This is a genomic window from Ruegeria sp. F11 (assembly GCF_056533855.1).
Window position 1 is genome coordinate 57,277 of sequence record NZ_JBQFOW010000008.1, and the last position, 22,990, is coordinate 80,266.

Annotated in this window: 16 protein-coding genes; 10 read left to right on the forward strand and 6 right to left on the reverse strand. The window is 60.8% G+C overall.

All coding sequences use genetic code 11. The annotated features are described in order from the left end of the window. Nucleotides 1-42 precede the first annotated feature (42 nt). The 5 genes from ACR0NJ_RS12080 to ACR0NJ_RS12100 are packed head-to-tail and all read right to left on the reverse strand — an operon-like array spanning nt 43 to nt 6,293. Nucleotides 43-2,184 (reverse strand): caspase family protein, encoded by a 2,142-nt coding sequence (locus ACR0NJ_RS12080; RefSeq protein ID WP_480817383.1) that lies wholly within the window; start codon nt 2,182-2,184, stop codon nt 43-45. Next, entirely contained in the window at nt 2,148-2,714 is a 567-nt protein-coding gene (locus tag ACR0NJ_RS12085; protein WP_480817384.1) for a hypothetical protein, read from the reverse strand. Before ACR0NJ_RS12085 ends, ACR0NJ_RS12080 begins: the two co-directional genes overlap by 37 nt. Then, the gene (locus tag ACR0NJ_RS12090) at nt 2,707-4,122 is read right to left on the reverse strand and encodes a sensor histidine kinase (protein ID WP_480817385.1); all 1,416 of its coding nucleotides are present in this window, start codon (nt 4,120-4,122) and stop codon (nt 2,707-2,709) included. Before ACR0NJ_RS12090 ends, ACR0NJ_RS12085 begins: the two co-directional genes overlap by 8 nt. Next, complete coding sequence (locus ACR0NJ_RS12095) at nt 4,119-5,189, reverse strand: response regulator transcription factor (protein ID WP_480817386.1); 1,071 nt, start codon at nt 5,187-5,189, stop codon at nt 4,119-4,121. Before ACR0NJ_RS12095 ends, ACR0NJ_RS12090 begins: the two co-directional genes overlap by 4 nt. A gap of 39 nt (nt 5,190-5,228) precedes the next feature. Then, nucleotides 5,229-6,293, reverse strand: a complete 1,065-nt coding sequence (locus ACR0NJ_RS12100; protein WP_480817387.1) for a patatin-like phospholipase family protein — start codon at nt 6,291-6,293, stop codon at nt 5,229-5,231. Between the two features lie 224 nt (nt 6,294-6,517). On the opposite strand from ACR0NJ_RS12100, the gene ACR0NJ_RS12105 reads away from it, so the two are divergent. The 9 genes from ACR0NJ_RS12105 to ACR0NJ_RS12145 are packed head-to-tail and all read left to right on the forward strand — an operon-like array spanning nt 6,518 to nt 21,109. Then, nucleotides 6,518-7,177 (forward strand): hypothetical protein, encoded by a 660-nt coding sequence (locus ACR0NJ_RS12105; protein WP_480817388.1) that lies wholly within the window; start codon nt 6,518-6,520, stop codon nt 7,175-7,177. Further along, nucleotides 7,177-8,997: a S1C family serine protease gene (locus tag ACR0NJ_RS12110; protein ID WP_480817389.1), complete on the forward strand. Its 1,821-nt coding sequence runs from the start codon at nt 7,177-7,179 to the stop codon at nt 8,995-8,997. The genes ACR0NJ_RS12105 and ACR0NJ_RS12110 overlap by 1 nt, the downstream gene beginning before the upstream one ends. 9 nt (nt 8,998-9,006) lie before the next feature. Further along, nucleotides 9,007-10,293: a hypothetical protein gene (locus ACR0NJ_RS12115; RefSeq protein WP_480817390.1), complete on the forward strand. Its 1,287-nt coding sequence runs from the start codon at nt 9,007-9,009 to the stop codon at nt 10,291-10,293. Continuing rightward, complete coding sequence (locus ACR0NJ_RS12120) at nt 10,293-13,430, forward strand: virulence factor SrfB (RefSeq protein WP_480817391.1); 3,138 nt, start codon at nt 10,293-10,295, stop codon at nt 13,428-13,430. The genes ACR0NJ_RS12115 and ACR0NJ_RS12120 overlap by 1 nt, the downstream gene beginning before the upstream one ends. A gap of 26 nt (nt 13,431-13,456) precedes the next feature. Beyond that, nucleotides 13,457-16,177 carry a virulence factor SrfC family protein gene (locus ACR0NJ_RS12125; protein WP_480817392.1) on the forward strand — a complete coding sequence of 907 codons (2,721 nt, stop codon included), beginning with the start codon at nt 13,457-13,459 and terminating at the stop codon, nt 16,175-16,177. Next, the gene (locus ACR0NJ_RS12130) at nt 16,174-17,202 is read left to right on the forward strand and encodes a hypothetical protein (protein ID WP_480817393.1); all 1,029 of its coding nucleotides are present in this window, start codon (nt 16,174-16,176) and stop codon (nt 17,200-17,202) included. Before ACR0NJ_RS12125 ends, ACR0NJ_RS12130 begins: the two co-directional genes overlap by 4 nt. Nucleotides 17,203-17,222: 20 nt before the next feature. Then, the gene (locus tag ACR0NJ_RS12135) at nt 17,223-19,154 is read left to right on the forward strand and encodes a vWA domain-containing protein (protein ID WP_480817394.1); all 1,932 of its coding nucleotides are present in this window, start codon (nt 17,223-17,225) and stop codon (nt 19,152-19,154) included. A gap of 3 nt (nt 19,155-19,157) precedes the next feature. Then, on the forward strand, nt 19,158-19,910 hold the full coding sequence (locus tag ACR0NJ_RS12140) for an ABC transporter ATP-binding protein (protein ID WP_480817395.1): 753 nt from the start codon (nt 19,158-19,160) through the stop codon (nt 19,908-19,910). Next, nucleotides 19,907-21,109, forward strand: coding sequence for an ABC transporter permease (locus ACR0NJ_RS12145; RefSeq protein ID WP_480817396.1), 1,203 nt, complete (start codon nt 19,907-19,909; stop codon nt 21,107-21,109). Before ACR0NJ_RS12140 ends, ACR0NJ_RS12145 begins: the two co-directional genes overlap by 4 nt. Nucleotide 21,110: 1 nt before the next feature. Here the strand turns inward: ACR0NJ_RS12145 and ACR0NJ_RS12150 are convergent, their stop codons facing one another. Continuing rightward, a complete protein-coding gene (locus ACR0NJ_RS12150; protein WP_480817397.1) occupies nt 21,111-22,019 on the reverse strand; it encodes a hypothetical protein in 909 nt (302 codons plus the stop codon). A 155-nt stretch (nt 22,020-22,174) separates the two neighbouring features. On the opposite strand from ACR0NJ_RS12150, the gene ACR0NJ_RS12155 reads away from it, so the two are divergent. Continuing rightward, nucleotides 22,175-22,834 carry a hypothetical protein gene (locus ACR0NJ_RS12155; RefSeq protein WP_480817398.1) on the forward strand — a complete coding sequence of 220 codons (660 nt, stop codon included), beginning with the start codon at nt 22,175-22,177 and terminating at the stop codon, nt 22,832-22,834. Nucleotides 22,835-22,990: the final 156 nt, after the last annotated feature.

Genomic DNA, 22,990 nt, shown 5'->3' on the forward strand with positions numbered 1-22,990 from the left:
ATCGAGGTCAGGCAAATCAAGCATAGGACGACTGTTTTGTAACTACTCCGCAACGCGATCCATCCCTTCTTCTCCTACCGTCTTCATCGGCAAGATCACCGCCCCGCTTTGGCGCAGGACCGTATGCCCGATCGAGCGGCGCGTGGATTGTCCAAACCCGGCCTCGGTCAGCAGCGCGGTCAAGGACGCGGGGTCTGCCGATCTGGTGGCGGGCGGCGCAGCGGGCGATTGAAGATACCGGAAATCGACCGGAACAGCACCCGGAACGCCGCGCTCGGCCAGTATAACAAGACGCATCGGCCCCGTAGCAAGCGGTGAACCATCGGGCGTTTGCGTCGCCTCGACATAGCCGAGGGTATCTGTTTCACCCGGCCCGATACGCCAACCGCCCTTCGCAGCATCACGGTATCCGGACAGGAAATACACCTGGTTGTCGGGCGCAACATAAAGCGGTGTCAGATCGACCGGCCATGGGTTGCGGTTTTGAACGGTGACGGAAACCGAGTCGCAATGGGAAATATGCAGGATACCTTGGGACGGGGCCTGCGAAGCGGTGGGTGTGGTCGTGCATCCCCCGCCCTCACCCGCCTGCCCGGCGCGCAGATGCAGGCTGACAATCAGGTTTTGGGCAAGCTCCGTTGTCTGCAGAGACCGCGCTACCGAAACCAATGATCGCGATTTCGCATAGTGTTGCAGCATGTTCTGCAACCGCGGCAATTGCATCGGATCAACCGGAACTGTCAGCGCCTGCCGCGCTCCGGGAGCAGCTGGTTGCAGGGCAAGTAGATCATCTTTGGCGACGATACGCAGGTCTGCACGCTCCTGCTCCAGACGCAGGCGGGGGGCCAAATCCGCGACCATCCGCGCGATGTCCTCTGACATCTCGGCATCGACGCCGGACAACGAAAGCGCCACCGCGTACGACAAATCCGCTGGCCGCGACTTTACTTCAGCCGCAAGTACAGGCGCGCGGTCTTGCAACCAGCGCAGGCGAAAACGGGTCGGATCCAACCCTTCGGATGACAGTTTGTCGTCCAGTTCCGGCAGCGCCCCGGCGGGAACCGAACCGGTGCTGTGCGTCAGGGACACATCGTTGACTGTCACCTCGAACAAGGGCGTTTCCGTCTGGTCTAGTACGGAAATTACTGTGCCAGGGACTACGCCATCAATTCGGCCAGCCGCGACGATGATCATTTGGTCAATGGAAACAGCAAAACGGGCCGTACTTTCAGCCGGTTCCGCAAATGCTTGCGCAGCGCCCATAGCCCCTTCGAATTGCGGATCGGCCCACCCATTTCCAATCGTCCAGATGGTGGACGTCATATGCCGTGCAAGGTCCGAGAAGGTGGTGGCCCGCCCCTCTCGGATCGCTTTGGCCAGTGCCCATGTCAGCAGCCCGTGAGGCGTTTCGGACCCTGCGATCTTAGCCTCATAGGCCAGCGCCCCCGCAGCCGCTCCATAGAACCCTATGAATTGCCCCGTGCTCTGCGCGCCGTGTGGCGAAATGTCGGCCAGCGTCTCCTCCCTGGCCACGGGCGTCGTGTCCGGCGTCAGGTTGACGAACCTTGCCACCAGATCAGTCCCGGCGTCGCGCCGAAAACTGCCCGAATGGCAGGTATCGGCAATCAGCCAGACATGCGCCCCGGCCGCGATCATCTGGTCGATCTTGCCCCCGATTTCATCATCCAGAATAACGTTCACTGGCACACCATCCGCGCCAAGGCTGAAATCCGCAGGCAGGAACACCTCGTCAAAGCCATCGATTTCACCAGACGCCGCGCCTGCGGGTATCTGCGCCCCGTGCCCTGCCAGATAGACGGTAATCCGATCACCGGGCTTCGCGCCTTCAGCAAGCCGGTTCAGCGCGGCAAGTATGTTGGCGCGATCCGGAAGACCTGGCGTGATCCCATCGGCGGTAAGGAACTCGGGCGCGTCGGTCAGAACGGTGATCTGTTCCGCCTCCACCCCCATATCGACAAAAACCTGCGTCATCAGGGCCACGTCCGGTCCCGGTCCACCCAGCGTGCCGAAATCCCGCGTCTGATCGCCGGCATAGTTCATGACGCCGATCATCAACGCCTTATGCTCTGCATGGACAGCCTGCGCGAAAACGCAAGCCAAGGCGGTGAAAAAAAGCGCCAGCCTCCTCATTGCGCTGCTGGGTGGGTCTGGATCACAACCCATGTTTCTGAGGGGATCGTCACCTGTCCCTGCACGAGCGGCGGATCACACAGCCACACAAAGCCATCGCGGTGGCAGGCAACCCCCTGATCCAGTGACCCGCCAGACTGCGAGGCGAAAGCGGAAATCCCTTGCGCGTCAGGCACCTCGAATTTGCTGCCATCCAAAATCCATATCATGCCCTGTTGCGACGGAGCCGGTCTTTCGCCTGCTATCTTATCGTAGCGGGCGATCAGAGCCGGATCGCCAAGGGCGAGAAACCGGGCCTCGGCCTGATACTGCTCCAGCAGTCCCTCCGCAGCCTTGCCTTGCGGAGCATAGGCCGAGATCATTTCCAACGCTGATATCAGCAGAGGCGCGTTTTCATCCTCTACCGCAGTTTCCGCCAGAACCAGACCCGCCGCGACGCGGGCGACAGGGTGATCGGGAACCAGACCCGCCGCGACGCGGGCGACAGGGTGATCGGATTGCGCGAAAGCTGCTGTGCAGAGGAAGAGGCCAAGGACGGTCGAAACGATGTGCTTGCTAGTCATCACCGTCCTCCGCAGGTTGGGGCAGCGCCGCGCCGTGCACATATGCGGTGACGCGGGTTCCGTCTTCGCCTGCGGCCAATTCTGCCTTAAACCCATGCTTTTGCGCAATAGCCTTAACCAGCCCAAGGCCTAGCCCATAGCCCGGATTTTCGGCGCTTTGGGCGTAGCGGTCGAATGCGTTTTCGGTGAACCCCTCCGGTAACGAACCGTCATTGGATATCCTCAACTCGAATTGTTTGGCCCGCCGTTGCAGATCTACAGAGATACCCGAATTGGCGGGCGCGTATTTCACAGCGTTGGACAGGAGGTTGGCCAGCAGCAACTCCAGCAGATGCGTATTGCCGGTCACGCGCAGCGATTTGTCGATCTGCACAGTCAGATCGCGGCCCTGCGAGGACAGGTCTTCCTCGAAGTCATAAACCAGGTCTTCGAGGATATCACCCAAGGCGACCTCTGGCTCGAACTGGATATCCGCATCCGCCTGCAAGCGAAACAGTTGCATGATCGACTGCAGGCGTGCGTCGGCGGCGTCGATGCCCATGTCGATACGCTGGGCCTGAGCGCGTCTTTCCTCATTGGTTTCCGCACGCACGATCTTGCGCAGGCCACTGCGGATATTCTGCAACGGGGTTCGCATTTCATGCGCCAGATGCGCCGACAAGGCGCGCAGATCGGCAAAAAGCTCATCGATCTTGGGCAGCGCCGTGTTCAATTGCCGCGCCAGTTCGCGCAGCTCAGGCGCGGGGTTTTCATCTTCGAACCGAATGCGGGTCTCGCCCGAGGAATAGCGATCGAGCAAAGTGTTGATGCGCTGCAGGTTGCGGCGATAGCGTTGCCAGTGCGCGACCTGCAGCAGAACCATCAGCCCGCAGACAAACAGCGAGATAAAGCCGGTGGCCAAGGCAAGCCGCCGGGCGCGTTTGGCCTCGGCACTGGGGGCCTCGATGCCGAACACCAGCGCGACATCCCCCATGGGCAAGGCCCAGTCACTGGACGCCGCAGCCACATCGACCGAGCGCAGGTCCAGATTGATCCCGTCAACCGTGGCCTGCATCGCTTCTTGATCAAGTTTCGCCGCTGCCCCGGGCGTGGTTTCAAGCAACACGCGCCGCCTGCCGCCCCCAATCTGCCAGAGCGCCAGTTCCAACCGGTCCGTTCCCGGCAGAACGATGTTGCGCGACCGGTCAAATGCGGTGGCCAGCCCGCTGACCCCGGTGTCTTCGAGGATACGCAACATCTGCGCCTCGACGCTTTGCAGCGCCCTCTGATCCGCCCTGTCGGCGGCCGTAAACACCGAAACGCAGAAGACCGCAGCCAACATCAGGTACACACCAAGCGCGGCGTAAAACAGGCCCTGCCCTGTCACCATGCGCAAGGGCTGCGGAAAAGCTGCGGCCCGTTTGTTCACGGTCCCGATCCTATGGCCGGAGGAATGCGCAACAGTTCTTCGGACAGAAACACATAGGCGTCGCCATCGGTTGCCAGAAACTCTGGATAATCTTCGCCGCGCTCACCAAGTGCTGACTTGAAATCGCGCACCAACCGGTGCCGCGCGGCTGTCACCGGGTTCGAGCCCACATCCATGAACGTCTTCTGCCAGACATCCAGATAGATCATCCGCTTGGGGATCGGTAGGCCTTCGCGTTCGGCCAGATAGATCAGCATCTCGCATTCTTTTGGCCGAAGCTCGACCCGCGTGCCGCGCCAGCGCACTATTCTGTCCTTACGATTGATCTCGAGCGGGCCGAAAACCATCGTTTCCTCAGAGATCAAAGGGCGCAGCAAAACCTGAACACGGGCGCGCAATTCGCCCTCGTGCACCGGTTTGCAGATGTAGTCGTCTGCACGGGCCGTTTCGAGACCGCGGATTCTGTCCTCGATGGAATCCAGCGCAGTGAACAACAGCGCCGGAATGCGGATACCGAGGTCGCGCAACCGGCTGATGAAGGTCAAACCGTCCCCATCCGGCAGGCCACGATCAACGATCAGGGCATCGACCGGCCCGGCCTCGAACCGATCCTGCGCCTCTTTCAGGGTGCGGACGCGGGTTGCGTCCATTCCGGCGTCGCGCAGCACGTCGATGGCCCAGTCGCCGATTTCCTCCTCATCCTCGACGATCAGAATGCGCGGAGACTGGGCCTGCAGTTTCAGCGCCTGAACACGGGTCAGAAACTCTTCATCCGTTCCGTCGGCGGACATGACGTCGCTTGCGCCAAAGGCAAGCAGCGTGTCGCGCCGGTTGCGGAAGCTGATTCCGTGCGACAAGGAGAATAAAACCAACACCCGAGAAGCGGTTTTCGATACCTCTGCAAGCCGGGCATCCACCTCTTCATCCGACAGCGTTTCGGCATCCAGAACAGTCACAGTCCCTTTGCCGTCATTGGCGACAGACAGCTTCTGCGCGTTCAGTATTTCGACACGCGCGGATTTCTTTTCAGGAATGCCACCCAGATATGAGACATCAATTGTGTTCATGCTTAAATTCCCAACTGCCCAAATGGTGCGGAAATGGAATTATCTGTCAACCGTTTCAGGGGCTAACGCGCCGCCGGTCAGCGGCAGTGGCTGTGAAATCAGCCGTTCAGCCAAAAGGCCAGCGGCTTCGAACAGCCGCTCTTTGCCCGCGAAATCCGCGAATTTCCGCATGTCGCTCAATTCACCGGGTTTCAGGGAAAAGGACAGCGCGTCGAACGTGTCGCGGGTTAGGCTCATGTCATAAGGATCGTGCTGCAAGGACGGGCCGAACATCCGCGCCATGTCGCGCATCAGTTCCTGCGACAGAGCCTCGGCATCCTTGATCAGGCCGAACAGACCGCGAAAGGCGCGCAGGACCGAGACCCGGTCCACAAGGTCTTTACCCGAATAGGTCGGCCGCGAACTGCCGGTCCCGAGCGAGATCAGAGCCGCCCGGCGCGCACCCGCTTCGCGGGTCAGTCGGGTCAGCAGATAGGACGGGTCGTTGAACAGGCTGAAACCGCCATCCACCAGCCGGGTCTTACCCAAGCCCCGCAGGTCCAGCGTGATCGGAGAAAACAGCCCCGGCGCGGCAGTGCTGGCACGCAAAAGATCAGACAGGGGCTGCATTTCACGGCGAATTTCTGCGGACAAGATCGCATCGGCATCGCTGTCAACTGTCGTAAAAACAACGGCTTTTCCGCGTTGAAGGTCTTTGGTCAGTACTGTCAGATCGCATTCCAGTTGGTTGCGGTCCAACAGACGTCCCTGGGTGCGTTGTTCAAAGAAACTGTGCAGCAATTCGCTGTCAAAAACGTCGTGCAACAGGGGAACGGCACGCTTGCGCCGCTTGAACCCACGGGGCACGTCGCGCAGGTAAAAGTCGGCGATATCCTGGGCAGACAGGCCAAGGGCGACCCCGGCGGCAATGACCGCCCCGGTCGATGTGCCTGCGACGGAATCGAAGCTGTCGCACAGCCGGTAGGCAGGGCCGTAGGCGTGTTTTCCAAGCGCCTCGAACCGCATCAGCATGGCGGCTGGGATAACCCCAAGCAGGCCGCCTCCGGAAACCGACAAAAGCGTCTTTTGAGTTTCGTTTCTTTCTGCTGTTTCAAAGTCGAACATGACCCAAATCCCTTACGAGTTTACCAATTGATAATTTCGTAGCGGGTACGGTTAGCCGTTTGAAATGACAGCTTTTGTAATCGGGTGGGCATGACATTTTTTGTAACTGATCGCAGTCGCAAAATTGCGTTGACCAATAGGGATGAGTCACGTTTACTGACTTTCGATTTGTAGGGGGTGTTTTCGTTTTGCTCCGAATTGTATCGGTCTTTTTTGGTACTGCATTGCTAGTCGCAATTGTCGCCTGGTCCGCCGCCGCGCTGGTACCGGCATGTGGTGCCGGGGATCGCGTTGCAGCCACATGGTTCGACTGGTGCCCCGTGAACAAGGCAGAACAGACCGAAGCGCGCTTGGCCGTTCTGGAAGGTCAAAACAAGATTTTGCTTGATCGTATTCTGCAGCGCGAACGTGAGCTGGCCCTAATACAATGCCAGCCCGAGGAGCCGCAACAGGCGGCCCTACCGGAACCGGCCCCGCTGCCCGAGAAGATTGATCGTGGGGATTGGGAAGGTCGGCGTATCGGGTTGCTTGAAGGGTGTTGGGAACTGGATTCCAGTTTCGTAACAACCAACCGCACCACCGGCGTTGAAACGACATACAACCAATGGATCATGTGTTTCGACGCAAACGGTGTTGGCCGTGAAGAGATGCGCGCCGCCAACGGCAATAGCTGCGAGGGCCCTGTTACGGGCGCATTTGACGGCAGCGGTGCGCTGATCATTGAAGAACCCGGCGATCTGGCCTGCAGCGATGGCGGCTATATCTACCGCCTGCGCAGCAGTTGCGAGTTGAACGAGGCCGGCACGGCAAACTGTGTCGTGACACAACCCGAGGTCGGAAGTTCCGCAACCGTAGAATTCCGCCGATCCACAAGAGGCAACTGATGGCCGAACATTTTTTGACCAAAACACAGATTGAACTGAAACAATGCCTCGAGGTTGATGGCGAACTGGCGATTGAGGCATTCCCGGCCCTGCAGGACGCCCTGAAAGCTAACGGCGGGGATGAGGCCGCCCAGCTTTTTGCCGAGCCTTTGCTGAGCCGCGGCAACGATCAGGTTGCGCCGTCTGTTTCGTGGTACACAAACGTTCAGGGCAACGCGACGCCATTCGGGCGGCTGGATGATGCCTCGCAAAAGGCACTTTCGGCAGAACTGACGCGCAGACTGGAACCGCTTCGGTCCGCTTTGGGAGATGAAAACAGCGGCCTGCTGGGCAGTGCGTTGCATATTTCCGATCTGAACGATGTGTGGTCCGTGGATGGCACGCCGGTTATTATCAACTGGGGCATGATGCCCGCGGGCTCCAAGCACGATGCGGAGACGCGCAAGGCGCATTATGCCCAGACCCTCGGGCGTTTTCTGCCGCTGGCGGCCCCCGTGGCTGCGGCGGCGAGTGAACCGCCTGAGGTGGCCGCGTCGTCTCAACCTTCGCAGGCCCCCAGCCCTGCCTCGGCGGCACCGCCGGTTGGCGCAACGGGAAGCGCTGCCCCTCCACCACCGCCCCAGACACCGCAGCCCGTGGCCGCAGCACCGCAGAGGGTGCCTTTGTGGGCCTGGCTGCCGCTGTTGCTTCTGGTCCTGATTGCGGGTGTCGTGTTGATCTGGCTGCTGATCCCCGGCAACCGCATCTTTCCCGAACAGGCAGGCGACAAGGCCATCACCGATGAGGCCGCGCTGGCCGCCGTGGCAAGCGCCAACAAGTCGCTGGAAGAACGGCTGGCCACGTTGCAAACCGCCATCGACGGTGCGGTGTGCGAGGCGGACGGCACGCTGGTGATGCCCAACGGGCGCACAATCGAAGGGTTGCTGCCCCCGAACCCCAATGATCGCACCGACATCCCCGGCGCGGTCCGGCCCGCCGAGCGGACAGCCATTCTGCCCCCCGATCCCGAACGCGTGCAGGTTCCGGACTCGGACGGCCCGAAAGACACCAAATCGCTGCTGGCCTATATCGAGGAACGCACCGCAATTGTGCTGGCCCCGTCCCCGGCGGGTCTGGGCAGCGGCTCTGGGTTCTTTGTCGGCCCCGATCTGCTGGTCACAAATTACCATGTCATCGCGGCCCCTGGCTCGACGATCTATGTCACCAACAATGCGCTGGGGTCTCTGCGCGAGGCGCAGGTTCTGAAAACACTGGGCCCGCTGGAAGCGACCGGAGGGGATTTTGCCCTGTTACGGGTCGAAGGGGCGCAGCAGCCATCCTTCAACGTACTGGATTCAAACGAATCCCTACGCCTGCAATCTGTCATCGCAGCCGGGTATCCCGGTGATCTGCTGCAAAGCGACGCGCGGTTTCAGCAATTACGGGCGGGCGACCGGACAGCGGTTCCGGAACTGGCCGTCACCGACGGAACGGTTTCCACCGAACAGCAGATCAACCCGCAGTACAAGGTCGTGGTTCACTCTGCGCCGATCTCGCGGGGCAACTCGGGCGGGCCGCTTGTCGACATGTGCGGCCGTCTTGTCGGTGTGAATACGTTTGTCAAAGTCGGACCGATGCGCAGCCTGAACTTTGCGCTGTCCACCCCCGACCTGATGCGATTTCTGACCGATACCGGCGCGCTGCCGACAGTTGTGACCCAGAACTGTGCGCCACAGATTCAGCGCCCGCTGCCGCCGGACAGCGCGCAGGCTTCGGGAACGCCGGAAGGCACCGCCGAGCCTCTGCCCAAACTTCCAGCGCTGACGCCGCAAAGCGAGTGAGTTGGCGTAATGTTTGAAGCTTTCCTCGCAAACACATCGACGCAAGGCCTGTCGCCGCTTGGAACCGCACCGCAACGGTCGTTCGAGCTGATCACCGGCACCGTGCGCGACAAGCTGGGCGAGCGGCACGCTGCCCTGTTCGCCGAACCGGTGGCGACACAATATGGCGACCGGTTCGACTGGTACGCGACCACCGCTGGTGCACCGCGCCAGTTGGACAGTTTCGACGAAGATGCACGCGCCGAAATAGAAACCGATTTTCAAACGCTCCTGTCCGATATCACCGAATACGGCCAGTCGCTGCTGGACAGCAAGGACCCAGACCAGCAGCGTCTGGGTGAGGCTTTGTGCAACGCCGTGCAGCATCCCGGACCGGACTGCGTTTATGTGCTGGAGGACGGCGACGCCAAACAGCCGGTCATGCTGAACTGGGCCTGGGTGTCCGACAATCAGGCCGCCGTGACCGGTGACCTGAGCGGGGCCGAAGGGGCTGCGCGGGCGCAGAAGAAAGCGGCGGCGCAAGCCGCGGCGACGGCCGCCTCAGCCGCCCAGCCAACCGGTCAGGATACCGCACCTGCAGCCGTTGCTACCGCTGACCGAGGTCCCCTCAACCTGTGGTGGCTGATGTGGTTTGGCTGGCTGCTGTTGCTGCCAATGATCGCCGCGATATGGTATCTGATGGTTGAAACCTGCGCCCTGCACCTTCCGGGTGTTGAAAACTATTGCCCGCCTCCGGCTGCGGAGGCTTCGGAAGAGGAGCGCCGAACCCTTTGGCTGCGCGACCGGATCGCCAGTCTGGAACGGCAAATCGGCATTGCCGACCGGGCCTGCCAACCTGAAAAGGTGCTGGCCCCGATCCCGGACCCGAAAGACCGGACCGAGGCCACCCCCGATGTCGATAGCAACAGGCTGACCGAACGCGGCGCGCGCGAGGGGAAGCTGACGATTTCGCTGCTTTGGGACTCGATTGCCGATCTGCACATGGACGTGCGATGCCCAAGCAGCCAGATCATCAATTACGACAACCGGTCTGCCTGCGGCGGAACGCTCGATATCGGCGGCAACCACGATATTACCACTGCTCTGCCCAACGCAATCGAAAGCATGTATTTCGACGCGCCAGCGGACGGGACCTATTTCATATCAATCTCTCTTTACAATCCACATGGCCAAAGCACGACGCAACCGTTTCGCCTGCGGGTCAAAGAGGGCAGCAAGATCAAAACATTCACAGGCTCGGTGTCGCAGAACCAACCGGCCTGGACCGCGATATACGAAGTCGGAAAGGGTAACTGATGCTCAGAGATCGCAAGCCACAAATTCGTAAACTCGCGAATTTGCGCGATGAAATCACTCTGATCCCATTCTCGGGCACGCAGATGCTGGATTTCGGCTTTGACATTGCCAAGCTGGAAATGCGCCCGCTGCGGTATATCGAACGTGTGACCGGCGAGCAGGATGGTGAGAAGATCCTGACCCTGTTCCCTCTGTCCGGCGACGATACCCGCGATGCCGAAGTGCTGGATGCGCGGCAGGACGATGATGATGAGTATTCCGTCCGCGTCACCGCTGCGCTTGATCCGTTTCTGGACAAGTGGGTGCCCATTCCCTTCCTGCGGCAGAAAAGCCAGCGCGGCCATGCGGGTGAGTTGCAATTTGATCCCGGCCCGACAAGCTGGGCGCGTATGCGCACGGTTGAACTGGCTGAACCCGACCCGGAAACCGGGCATACTCACCGGATTCAGATTGCGCTGGACACCGCTTTGGTCGATCTGCAGCAGGATGTGAACTATGTCGCGCCCGAAAAATCGGACGCCGAAAAGGCCCGCGATTTCCGGCTGGTCTCTGAACCCAACGACATGCGCTGGTTCCTTCGCCGCCCGGAGACGGATGAAAACGGCAACATGCTGGATCATCAGCGCTGGGTCTCGGACTGGCTGAAAGAGCTGTTTCTGGATTTCAAACGGGCCGAACGCCCCGGTCGCCGGTTCGCCGAGGAAGACCTGCCCCACCGGTTCGAACACTGGGCGCGCTACCTGGCTTATCTGCATGTGGTGCAAAAGGCCGCGAAACCGCCCACAGTGCGCTTTGCCAATACCGTCAGCCCGCGCGATGCGGTGACGCCAGTCAATGTCGATCTGGTGCTCGACGTGGGCAACAGCCGCACCTGCGGTATCCTGATCGAACAGTTTCCGGGCGAAACGCGGGTCGATCTGGCGCGGTCCTTCCCGCTGGAAATCCGCGACCTGAGCCGCCCCGAGTTCCACTATAGCGGCCTGTTCCCCAGCCGGGTCGAGTTTTCGGACGTTCGGTTCGGCGATGATCGCTATGCCAGCCGGTCGGGTCGGCGCAACGCATTTCTGTGGCCCAGCTTCGTCCGCATCGGCCCCGAGGCCGTGAGGTTGGTACAAGGCGAAGAGGGCACGGAAACGCTGTCGGGCCTGTCCTCGCCCAAACGCTATCTCTGGGACAGCGCCGCCGTGCAGCAGGACTGGCGGTTCCACAACCATATGGACCCCAACAACCTGCCCAAGGCGGTGCGATCTGCCATGCGCCACCTGAACGAGGCGGGCGATGTGATGAAGCAGGTCCGGTATGAGGAAGAACAGCGCCTGCGTCGTCGCGGAGAAACCCCGACGACACCCGCGATACGCCCGCGTTTCTCGCGCAGTTCGCTGTTTGGCTTTATGATGGGCGAGATCATCGCGCATGCTCTGATCCAGATAAACGATCCTGCGGGCCGGTCTCGCCGGGCGCAATCGGACCTGCCCCGACGCCTGAACCGCATCATTCTCAGCCTGCCGACCGCGACGCCGATCAAGGAACAAGCGATCATCCGATCGCGCACCCAAGGCGCGCTGAGCCTGATCTGGCACCAATTGGGTCTGGACAACGCACAGAAACCCTATTCGACCAAGCCCGAGGTCAAGGTCGATTGGGACGAGGCCTCGTGCACGCAACTGGTCTACCTTTACAGTGAGTTGACGCAGAAGTTCGACGGGCGACTGGACACGTTCATCGACCTCAAAGGCAAGCCAAGAATGGCTCCGTCGGGGGCCGATGAACCCTCGCTGCGGCTGGCCAGCATTGACGTGGGCGGCGGCACGACCGACCTGATGATCACCACATACCGGAATGAGGCCAACCGCGTACTGCACCCCGAACAGACCTTCCGCGAGGGGTTTCGGGTTGCAGGCGATGATTTGGTCCACCGGGTGGTCAGTGCCATTGTCATTCCGCGCATTCAGGAATCCATCGAAGCCGCTGGCGGCGTCTATGTCGCCGAGAAACTGCGCGAGTTGTTCGGCGGCGATATTGGCGGACAGGACCAGCAGGCTGTTCAGCGACGACGGCAATTTTCGCTCAGGGTGCTTGTGCCATTGGCCGAGGCCACGCTGGCCCATTGCGAAACCTCGGAAGAGTTCGAACGTTTCGACCTGCCGGTCGCCCGCATTCTGGGAATGCCGGAACCAGTCGAGCCTGAAGAACAGACGGACGAGGAGGAAACCGCCCCCGACGCCGCGCCCGAGGTCGACAGCAGCGGCGAGGTGGGATCGGAAATCCTGTCCTATGTCGAGGACGCCGCCGCTGCCTTGGGTGCGCGGGACTGGAAACTTGCGGATCTGATCCTGACCTCCTCGCGCGAGGATGTGGATGCGATCAGCCGCGAGGTGTTCCAGCGTGTCTTAGGCAATATGTGCGAGGTGATCGACCATTTGGGTGTCGATGTGGTTTTGCTGACCGGGCGGCCCTCGCGCCTGCCCGCCATCCGCTCGATTGTTGAGGAAATGCTGGTGGTTCCGCCGCATCGTCTGATCTCGATGCATCAATACAAGACCGGCCGCTGGTATCCGTTCCGCGACCCGGTTTCGCAGAAGATCGGCGACCCGAAATCGACGGTGGCTGTGGGGGGCATGCTTATTGCGTTGTCGGAAAACCGCATCCCCAACTTCAAGGTCACGACAGGCGCGTTCCAGATGCAATCCACTGCGCGCTATGTCGGGGAAATGGACATCAACGGTCAAATCCCCGATGCGCGCATTCTGTTCAGCGATGTCGATCTGGATTCCGATGGGTCCAGCAACGACACGGCGATGGTGAACCTGTACTCTCCGGTCTATATAGGCTCACGCCAACTCCCGCTGGACCGCTGGACCACGACGCCGCTGTTCCGGCTGGACTTTGCGGACACCGGCAACCAGACGCGACCCCTGCCGATCAAGGTCGAGCTGCGCAAGACCGATTTCGACGACGGCGATGGTGAGACCAGCGAAGACAAGCTGCGGCGCGAATCCATGCGCGAGGCGTTTGAGATTGATCAGGTCGAGGATGGCGAAGGCGGCGCGATGAAATCCAGCGAGGTTATCCTGCGCCTGCACACCCTTGGTTTTGAAGATGAATACTGGATCGACACTGGCGTGTTCCAGGTCTGACCCGCAAGAACAGATGAGACGATGATATGAGCCAACAAGACGCCCTGTCCACCCGCTGCACCGACGTTGCCCGCCTGTCGCGTGCCGCGCTGGAATGGATCAACGATCCCGAAAACGAGAAAACCGTCGAAGGCCGGGTCGCCCATCTGCCCAAAGTTCTGCGCAAAAGCGCCCGGCGTGCAGAACGGCTGAGCCGCGCGGCGCAAACCAAGATGAGCGTCAGTGTTTTTGGCCCATCGCAAGCCGGTAAGTCTTTTCTGGTCTCGGTTCTGGCGCGTCCAAACGAAGGGCGACTGGTGGCGGATTTCAACGGACCGGGCGGAAAGCTGGACTACATCAGTCAGGTGAACCCGGCGGGCGATGGCGAATCCACCGGTCTCGTGACTCGCTTTACGATGACCAAGGCCCCGACCCCGGATGGCTTTCCAATCCAGTTGAACCTGCTGACCGAGGCGGACATTGCCCGCACCCTGATCAACAGTTTTTACGAAGACGGCGACCTGAGCGAGGAACCCCCGACGCCCGAAGCGCTTGAGGCGCATTTCAAAGCGCATTCCGGCAAGGCGCAGGGCGCGCCCACCGGCGGGCTGGACTATGAAGAAGTCTATGAGATCGCCGATTATGTGCAGAAATGGGTCAGCAAGTCGTCTTATGCCTTTAACCTCGGCGGGTTCTGGGACGAGGCGGCGGAACTCGCCCCCCGGCTGTCACCCGAGGATCGCGGTCAGTTTCTTGCGATCCTTTGGGGCGGCTATGAACCTCTGACCAACCTCTACATCAAACTGTCCAAAGCGCTGGCGAGCATCAACCATGCCGAGGTGATCTACGCCTCGCTCGACTCGCTGCAACCGCGCGAGACTTCGATTATCGACGTGAACACCCTGTCGGGCCTGTTCGGCCCTGAAAACGAGGACATGCTGTCGATCCAGACCGCTGCCGGTCAGAACGGTCAGTTGAACCGGGCAGTAACAACGGCGCTGGCGGCTGAACTGGTCTTTCCGATGGACGAACAGCCCTCGCCCCTGTTTGCCGAAACCGATCTGCTGGACTTCCCCGGTGCCCGTAACCGGTTCGAAGCGCCATTGTCGGTGACCCTTCGCAACCCCGAGGAAGCCGTTACCAATATGCTTCTGCGCGGCAAGGTGGCCTATCTGTTCGACCGATATGTGTCGAACCAGGAAATCACCTCGATGCTGCTTTGTGTGCCGGACAGCAACATGGAAACGCTCAGCCTGCCGGGGCTGGTGGAACAGTGGATCGAACTGACCCATGGCGCGACCCCGGATGAGCGGGCCAAGAACGACTGTATCCTGTTCTTCGTGATGACCAAGTTCGACAAACACCTTATCGACAGCGCCTCGGGCGCGGAAGATTATGAGCGGTTCGAACGGCGCATGGATGCCTCGCTGCTCAAGGGGTTTGGCAAGGTACCGACGTCGTGGGTACATAAATGGGCCGGGTCGGAACCCTTTACGAACTGCTACTGGCTGCGAAACCCCTATTATCCCATTGAGGCGTTGATCCGATATGAGGACGACCGCGAGGTCGAAATCATCCCCGAAAAGGTGGAACGGGTCTCGCAGCTCAAGGCCGGATGTCTGCAGGCAGAGCCGGTGCAGAAGCACTTCAAGGACCCCGACCGCGCGTGGGAGGCCGCCCTGGGTCTGAACGATGGCGGCGTCAGCTATCTGATTGATGAACTGACCAAGGTCTGCAAACCGGAAAGCAAGCTGCGCCAGATCAGCACTCAGGTGGAGGCGGTCGCTGCATCGTTGCATCAGGAACTGGCCCAGTTCTACGTCTCGGACGACGTCGAACAGCGGATTGAAGAGAAACGGGTGGCGGCTGCGGGGATCATCGACAGCCTGGAACTGACCCTATCGAACCACCGGTTCGGAGCTTTCCTCAAGGCACTTTCGGTGGATCAGGACGCGGTGCAGGATCGGATTTCGCGAGTGCCATCCTCAATCCGTATCACCAACGCGGTAGCGAACGAGGCCCCGAAGCCCGCTGCGGCAGCGGCCCCGGCCGCCACCACCGCGCGCCCTACCCGCCCCGGTGCACCGCTGCGCCCCGGCGCGCCAGCCCGTCCGGCTGCGCCTGCGGCAGAGGCACCGGCAGCACAACAGGCCCCCGCCGAGGAAGAAGTCGCCAAGCCAAAGGCAAACACGATCCGGACCATGACACCGGAGTCCTTTCAGGCATCGACGGCGGTTTCCGTTTGGATTGAAGAGCTTAACAGGTTCAAGGAAGACGAAGAACGCCTTGCCGTCTACCAGTTGAATCAGGAAAAAGCGGGCGATCTGGTCAACGAAATGATCCATGGGCTGTCGCGCACCAATGTTCAGGACGACATCATGGGGATGCTGCGCGCGATCTCCTACGGGCTAACGGTGGACAAGCAGGCACCCTCGGCGGCGATCGTCTGCTCGGAACGCATCAACAGTTTCGTCACCACTCTTGGCGCGCGGGATGTGCAGGATGGCAAGGGGCTGGACATTGATCTGGGCGATGGAAACAGCCGAAAGGCCTTTGCGCCGCGCATCGGGGCCGACAGTGCGGAAAGCCTGCCCGAGACGCCTCGCGCGGCAGCAACCGACACCTGGACCGACTGGGTCTTTGCGCTGGACTCGCTGTTCGTTGAGAATGCCAAAGACAGCGACGCGGGCACGGTGAATATCGAACAGAACATCAAACTTGGCAGCGTCCTGACCGAGCTGTCATCAGGAACGGAGCAGCCCTCGTGATCGAGATCAGGCCAGATCCCAAGCATCCGCATGGCGGCTTTGCCGAACTCACCATCTCTGGCGCTGTGGCCGAGGGTGACCCGGTGACGGTTGCGGTGTTCAACAGCTACCAGCAAAAGTGGCTCAGCCCCGAGGGGTGGCAGGCGAACAAGGCCGTCATTCCCGCCCGGTCTGCCACGCAAGACGGCGATGTGCTGCGGCTGATTGTCGGCCCCGAGATCGTCAATCAGATCGAAGAGGACACGCCCATAAGGGTCGAGGTCGGCGCGGGCAGTTGGGATACGTATTGGCCGGATGACATCAACGCCGGACCGGATGAGGCCATCATTGGCGGCATTGGTGGCACTGGCGCAACCCCGGAGGCCAAAGCGCCCACGGTGATGGTCGCCACGCCCGAGGCGGAGAGTTCGGAGTCCGAGCTTTCAGCAATGGAGACGCTTGACGAGGATCTGGAAGCCGAGGCGGAAGAAAAAAGCGCGACCGAGGAAGGCAGTGATGACGGTAAATCTCGCTCATTCGGCCTTTTTGCGGGCCTTGCGGCGCTGGTTTTGCTGCTCGTCGGCGGCGCATATTTCTTCCTAAGCGCATCAGACAACGCAGAGCCCGAGACCGCCGTCGTTGAGCCTGAACAGAATGCCCCCACAAATAACCCGTGCGAACAATCGCAGTTTGCGGAACTGTCGTCGCAGGGCTTCACCGCACTGGCGGGAAAGATACGCGAGTGCGGCAGCGCAATATCCCCTGACAACGCACTTGGCTTTGTCGAAAAAGCCGCCAATTCCGGCGATGCGGATGCGCTTGCGCTGTTCGGAACGCTCTACGACGCCACCGTGACCGACGACGTGATCGAGGGGCAGATCGGCCTGACCTTCCCCGATGAACCCTCGCGCGCGGCGGAGTATTATAGCCGAGCCGCCAGCGCAGGCTCGGAACAGGCGGCGACAAACCTGAATGCGGTCTGCAACCGGCTTCGGCTGAAATCCGACACCCTGTCCCAAAGCGCGCTTGAGGATTATTGCCAGTGAACCTGAGGAGCCCAAATATCATGCAACTCGCTTTGACATTCCGGCTTGCCTGCCTGACGGCGCTTCTCTGGGCCTTTGTTCCGGCGGATGCAGTGGCGCAGCAGCGTAAACCGCTGCTGCTGGAGGGCACTCAGACCATCTATCAACGCGTCCTGACCCGCCCCGGAACCACCGGGCATACGGCGGTGAACGGGCCCGTGCAGGTCACCTACCCCGCGTTCCAGCCGCTCTATGTGTTTGCGCGCGAAGGTGATTGGCTGGAGGTCGGACCAAGCCCCAACGCCGCGCCGGAAGGCTGGGTACAGGAAAATGGAACCGTCCCGTGGAAACAGAACATCGTCGGGGCGTTTACCAATTCAGCCGGGCGCAGCCGCCAGTTGCTGTTTGATACGCAGGGCGATCTGGACTGGCTGATGAATCACGAGGCACTGCGGGACATTCAGGAACGTCTGGTCGCCGAAGCCTCGGCCGGGGTCATCAACGGGGAAAACGGTGTGGTTTCGGTCGAACCGCAGGAATTCGTCAACATCAAGGATGAGCTGTATCTGATGCCGATCCTCGATTTCACCGAGGCGCTGCACCCGCTGACCTATGACGAAATCCTGATGATGCAGGTCGCGTCGGTCCCGAAACAGAAAGATACCTCGGGTGCGCAGGAACTGCAGGGCGGAACCTCGGCCTTCGACGTTGGCATCGTCTTTGTTCTGGACACCACGCAGTCGATGGAACCCTATATCGCCGCCACGCAGCGCGTGCTGCAAAACACCGTGCGCCAGATCGAAGGTACGGAAATCGGCGAGTTGGTAAATTTCGGCGTGATCGGCTTTCGCGACAACACCGAAGCGGTACCGGAACTGGAATACCGCACCAAAACCCTGATGGATGTCGACCGCCGCAGCGATCAAACGCCGATTCTCGCTGCAATCGGTCAGGCGACCAATGTGGCGCGGGCCAACTCTCCGGGCTTTAACGAGGACAGTCTGGCGGGGGTTGAGGACGCAATCGACAAGATCGACTGGGATCTGACCAAGGCGGATGGCGACAAGATTGATGCCCGCTACGTGATCCTTGTCACCGATGCCGGGCCGAAAGACCCGCGTGATCCGAACGCGCGGTCGGAAATCGGCACCGTTGAGCTGCAGAAAGACGCCGAGGGCCGGAACATCGTCATCATGACGCTGCATCTGAAAACCCCGAACGGGTCGGGCAACCACGCCTATGCCGCCGGAAAGTACCGCGAGTTGTCGCGCTTTGCCGGACGGGAATATTATTTCCCGATTGAGGGCGGTTCCGAAGAAGCCTTCGAAGGCGTGGTCAGCCGCGTTGTCACCGCCCTGACCGACCATGTGCGACTGGTGCGCGGCGAGAAAACCGTTCTGAACCCCGAAGAGGCCGGAGAAGGTCTGGTCGAACTGGGTCGCGCCATGCAGCTTGCTTGGCTGGGCGAGCAGAAGGGAACGCAAGCCCCCAGCGTGATCAAAGGCTGGCTGTCGAACCGCGCGGTCGAGGCCCCGGACCGTCTGGCCATCGAACCCCGCCTGCTTGTGACCAAGAACGAGATGGCTAGCATGGCAGAGTTTCTGGATAACCTTGTGCGCTTTGGCGAGACCGCGCAAAGCTCGGAACAATCGCTGGATTTCTTCTCGCAGGTGCGCGGACTGATCGCGGATATGGCGCAAAACCCCGACCTGCTGGTCAACGCTGATGCCGATACGCTGGGCGGCGCGATGGAATTCCTCGACCGCTTGCCCTATCAAAGCCAGGTTCTGGGCATGAGCGAGCAACGCTGGGCCGAAAGCGCCATGTTCCGCCGCAGCGTCATCGACGGCATGCGCCAGAAGCTGGCGCAGTACCGCAAATGGCTGTTCGACAGTTCGGTCTGGACACCGCTCTATGACGGAGCTCCGGATGGTGAACATGTCTTTGCCATGCCCTTCGATGTGCTGCCCTAGCTGATGGCTAAGACGCTGTTTCTGAGGGACGTTTCGGTCAGTCTGGCCGATCAGGACCGACGCTTTACGCTAAGCGTGCCTGCTTTTGATCTGACCTCGGGCGAGGCGGTCGGGCTGACCGGTCCAAGCGGTACTGGGAAGACTCTGCTACTGGAAACACTTGGGCTGCTGCGCAGACCGCTAGCCGTGGATCGGTTTCAGATCGCGTCACAGGAAGGTACGATTGATCTGGCCGGGGTCTGGGCCTCGGCGCAGATGCCCCCTGCCCTTGTGCGCGGAACGCAGTTTGGATTTGTGCCGCAAAGTGGCGGGCTGCTGCCCTTCCTGACCGTGACTGAAAATGTCGCTCTGTCCCAGAAAATTGCTGGAAAACCCGACCCGGAATGGTGTGGCACCCTATTGGATCGCCTTGGCATCGGCGACATTTCCGGGCTCTACCCCGGCGCGCTGTCCATCGGACAACGCCAGCGCGTCGCGATCTGCCGAGCGCTGGCGCATCGCCCCTCTTTCGTGATCGCGGATGAACCCACTGCGGCGCTGGACCCGGATGCCGCCGCGTCCGCTATGGGGCTGCTTATTGATATGGCCGCGTCGGACGGGGCTGGCGTGATCATCTCGTCCCATGATCTTGGCTTGCTGGACCAGTTCGACCTGCGGCGCGTGACATTGAATCTGATCAGCGAGCCCGGAGCCTCGACCGTTGTCAGCCAGTTGCAGGGCGAGACCCACGCCCTGCAAACACGAGACGCGTCATGAAGCTGATGTTCGACCTGGCCCTGCGCGACCTGCTGCGCCAGCGCACGCATCTGATCTGCAATGTCGCCATTTTGGCGGGCGTGCTGGTGCCGCTGATGGTGATTTTCGGGGCCAAGAACGGGATCTACGATGCCCTGATCGGCAGGCTTCTGAACGACCCAGCGACTCTGCGTATCGAAACCACTGGTAACAGCGCGTTTGTCGACAGCGACGTGGCCGAGGTCGCGGGCTGGGACCAAACCGCCTTTGCCACCGCCAAAACACGGTCGGTTTTCGATTTCGTCAACGTCCGCAAGCAGGGCGAGATTGCCAAGCGCGACGCAGTGCTTGTTCCGTCGGGAACCGGCGATCCGACCCTGCCGAAGGGCATGGAACTGGCGGCTGATCAGGCCGTCCTCAGCGCCAGCCTTGCACGCCAGTTGGATTTCACAGTGGGCGACACCGTGCAAATTTTCACGCAAGCCAGCGAGCGGAAACGGCAATTGATGCTGCCCCTGAACCTCGTGGCCATTCTGCCGGATTCCGCCCTGTCTGGCCGAACCATTCTGGCCGACATCGCCGTGCTCGATCTGGTCGAGGCGTTTTATGACGAATACGCCCTGCCCGATCACGGCATCACCGAAGGGCGGGATCTGAGCCTGCGTGTCCCGGAATTCGAAGGCATGCGTGTCTTCGCCCGCGACATCACCGAACTGGCCGAGCTTCAGTCAAAGATCGAGCAACGCTTCGGCGTCCAGACCGAGGCGCGCACGGCCGAGGTCAGCGGCGTCCTCAGCCTTGGGCGCAACCTGAATCTGGCGCTGATCCTGATCGCGGTTGTGGCCAGCCTCGGGCTGGCGGCGGCGCTGGTGTTCGGTTTTTGGGGCGAGGTCGCGCGTAAACGTCAAACTCTTGCGGCGCTGGCGCTGCTGGGCATCAGCCCGCGCCGCCTTTGGCTTTTCCCTGTCATTCAGGCGCTAGTCAGCGGCCTGCTAGGACTTGTTGTCAGCTTTGCCTTGTATCGGATCGCTGGGGCCGTTGCGGAAACACTGTTTGATAACGGGTTGACCGGGGAAAGCGGCCTGGTCGTTCTCAGCTTCGCGCAGACCGTCGCAATCATCGGGCTGACCTTGCTGTTTGTCGGCACATCCGCCTTTTTCGCCGCCCGCAGCGCCGCCCGGGTGGACCCGGCGGAGGTTCTGCGCGAAGGCGCGACCTGAATCAGCCCCCGCTTTTATGGGTGGGAAGGTTGTCGAAAATCTCTTCTTCGCTGTCGATCGGAATGCGGTTGTCACCCGGGAAATAGCTGGCCGAAATATAAGGCCGCTTGCGCCCGCCACCCGGTTTGTCCGCCGTTTCGACAAGCGAATACAGCACCACCTGCTGGCCGGTAAAATCTTGAAACGTCCCGACCGGAGCCTCGCCTTGATTTGGAACCGACTCCCAATGCCTCAGCAGATCAATCGCCTTAATGGATTCCCGACCGCCGATCAGGGTCACCCCGATGAAATCGCCGTCGGTTGAGGGGTTCGTCGTCCCACGGAACTGCGCACCAGGCAGCAGCGCGGAGAGGGCGGCATTTGCGTTAACCTGCCAAATGTCATGATCCGTCCCGATCAGAATGCCTCCGCCTCGCTGCGCCATGGCCGTTAATTGGTTGACAAGGATCGCCGCGCTCGACCCATTGCGGCCCGGAAAATTGGTCGTGGGATTGTGGCTGAAACTGCGAATTGCGAATGAGCCGTCCAGCATCAGGGTGCGATTTCCGGCCTGATAGAATTGTTGCAGGGCCTGCAGATCAGCCGAATTCATGCGTTTGCGCCGGTTCGCCACGTCGAGGATCACAATATCATACTGCCCGCCGCGCATGGCGGCTGCCAGACCACCCCCCGAAAGGTTCCTTGTATAGGTGACAGCGAAGACCTTGCCATCCCCGTACTGCCCCAGATAATCGGCCATTTTCTGACGGTGCCGGGAAGTGAAATCCCGGCCAATATCCGGCATTCCGCTGAACCACAGCACACGGGTGGTCTGGTTCGGGCTCTGGTGCTGGGCAAAGGCCGCCGCTCCCAAGGCAAAAAACAGAAGGACGGCAAACAGGGACCTGAAGGATTGGCTGAACCGCGACACGAACGTACTCCACACTCAATATCCGGTCACTATAGCGCAATTGAAGGCCCCGCAAAGTGACGAAAACTATCACCCCGAACGGATTGACCAGCGCCTGATAATCCGCAACTCTGACAGGATGTATTGCAGGTATCTGGCGGTTATTGTGAGCGTTTATGTCTTTTAAATCCGTAATTTCCGTCGCTCTGGCCAGTGCCGGTCTGATCGGGCTGGCCGGTGTGGGAACGGCCCTTATCCTGCAGGCCTGCGCGTTGGACATTCCGCTGCTGCGGCACCTGTCCCAGTGCCCCAAGCCCGAGGAATTGGCGACGGTCGAACGCCTTGCCACCTCGGGCGCGTATAACGAGGAACTGCACCGCCGGATATTTCAGTTGGAACGCGAATTGGCCGCCCTGCAATGCGTCAAGGCCCCGCCGGATGCGACTGGACCGTTGAATGACGAAGGCTGGGACAACGCTGATCTCACGATGCTCTACGGCTGCTGGGCGCTGGATACGACCTATCGCACCCGCGATGTCGATACCGGAGACATCCGCACCTATCGCGACTGGCAAATGTGTTTCGATACAGAAGGCAACGGCAAACAGATCATGCGGTCCGACGATGGGATCACCTGCGAAGGGCCCGTGCAGGCGCAGTTTTCCGAGGGTCGGCTTGACCTGCTGGAGCCGGGAAATCTGCCGTGTCAGGACAACGGGTATATTCACCAGCGCCAAATCTCGTGCGTCCCCGCACCCGGCGGCAAAGCCACCTGTGACGCGGTGCAGCCGGAAACCCGTGGTGAGGCCACGGTCGGGTTTCAGCGCGCGCTTTAGGTCCGAAGGCCCACTCCAAGCGGCGCTTTGCCGGATTGGTCATATGGCATAGAATTGCATCACGTATTTGGGTGGCGAAAGGCCTTTGAGCCTGCCCTGGCGTCTCTCTGCAGGTGGGTGCGGCACGTGTCCCCATGCAACGCCGCCAACGGACGT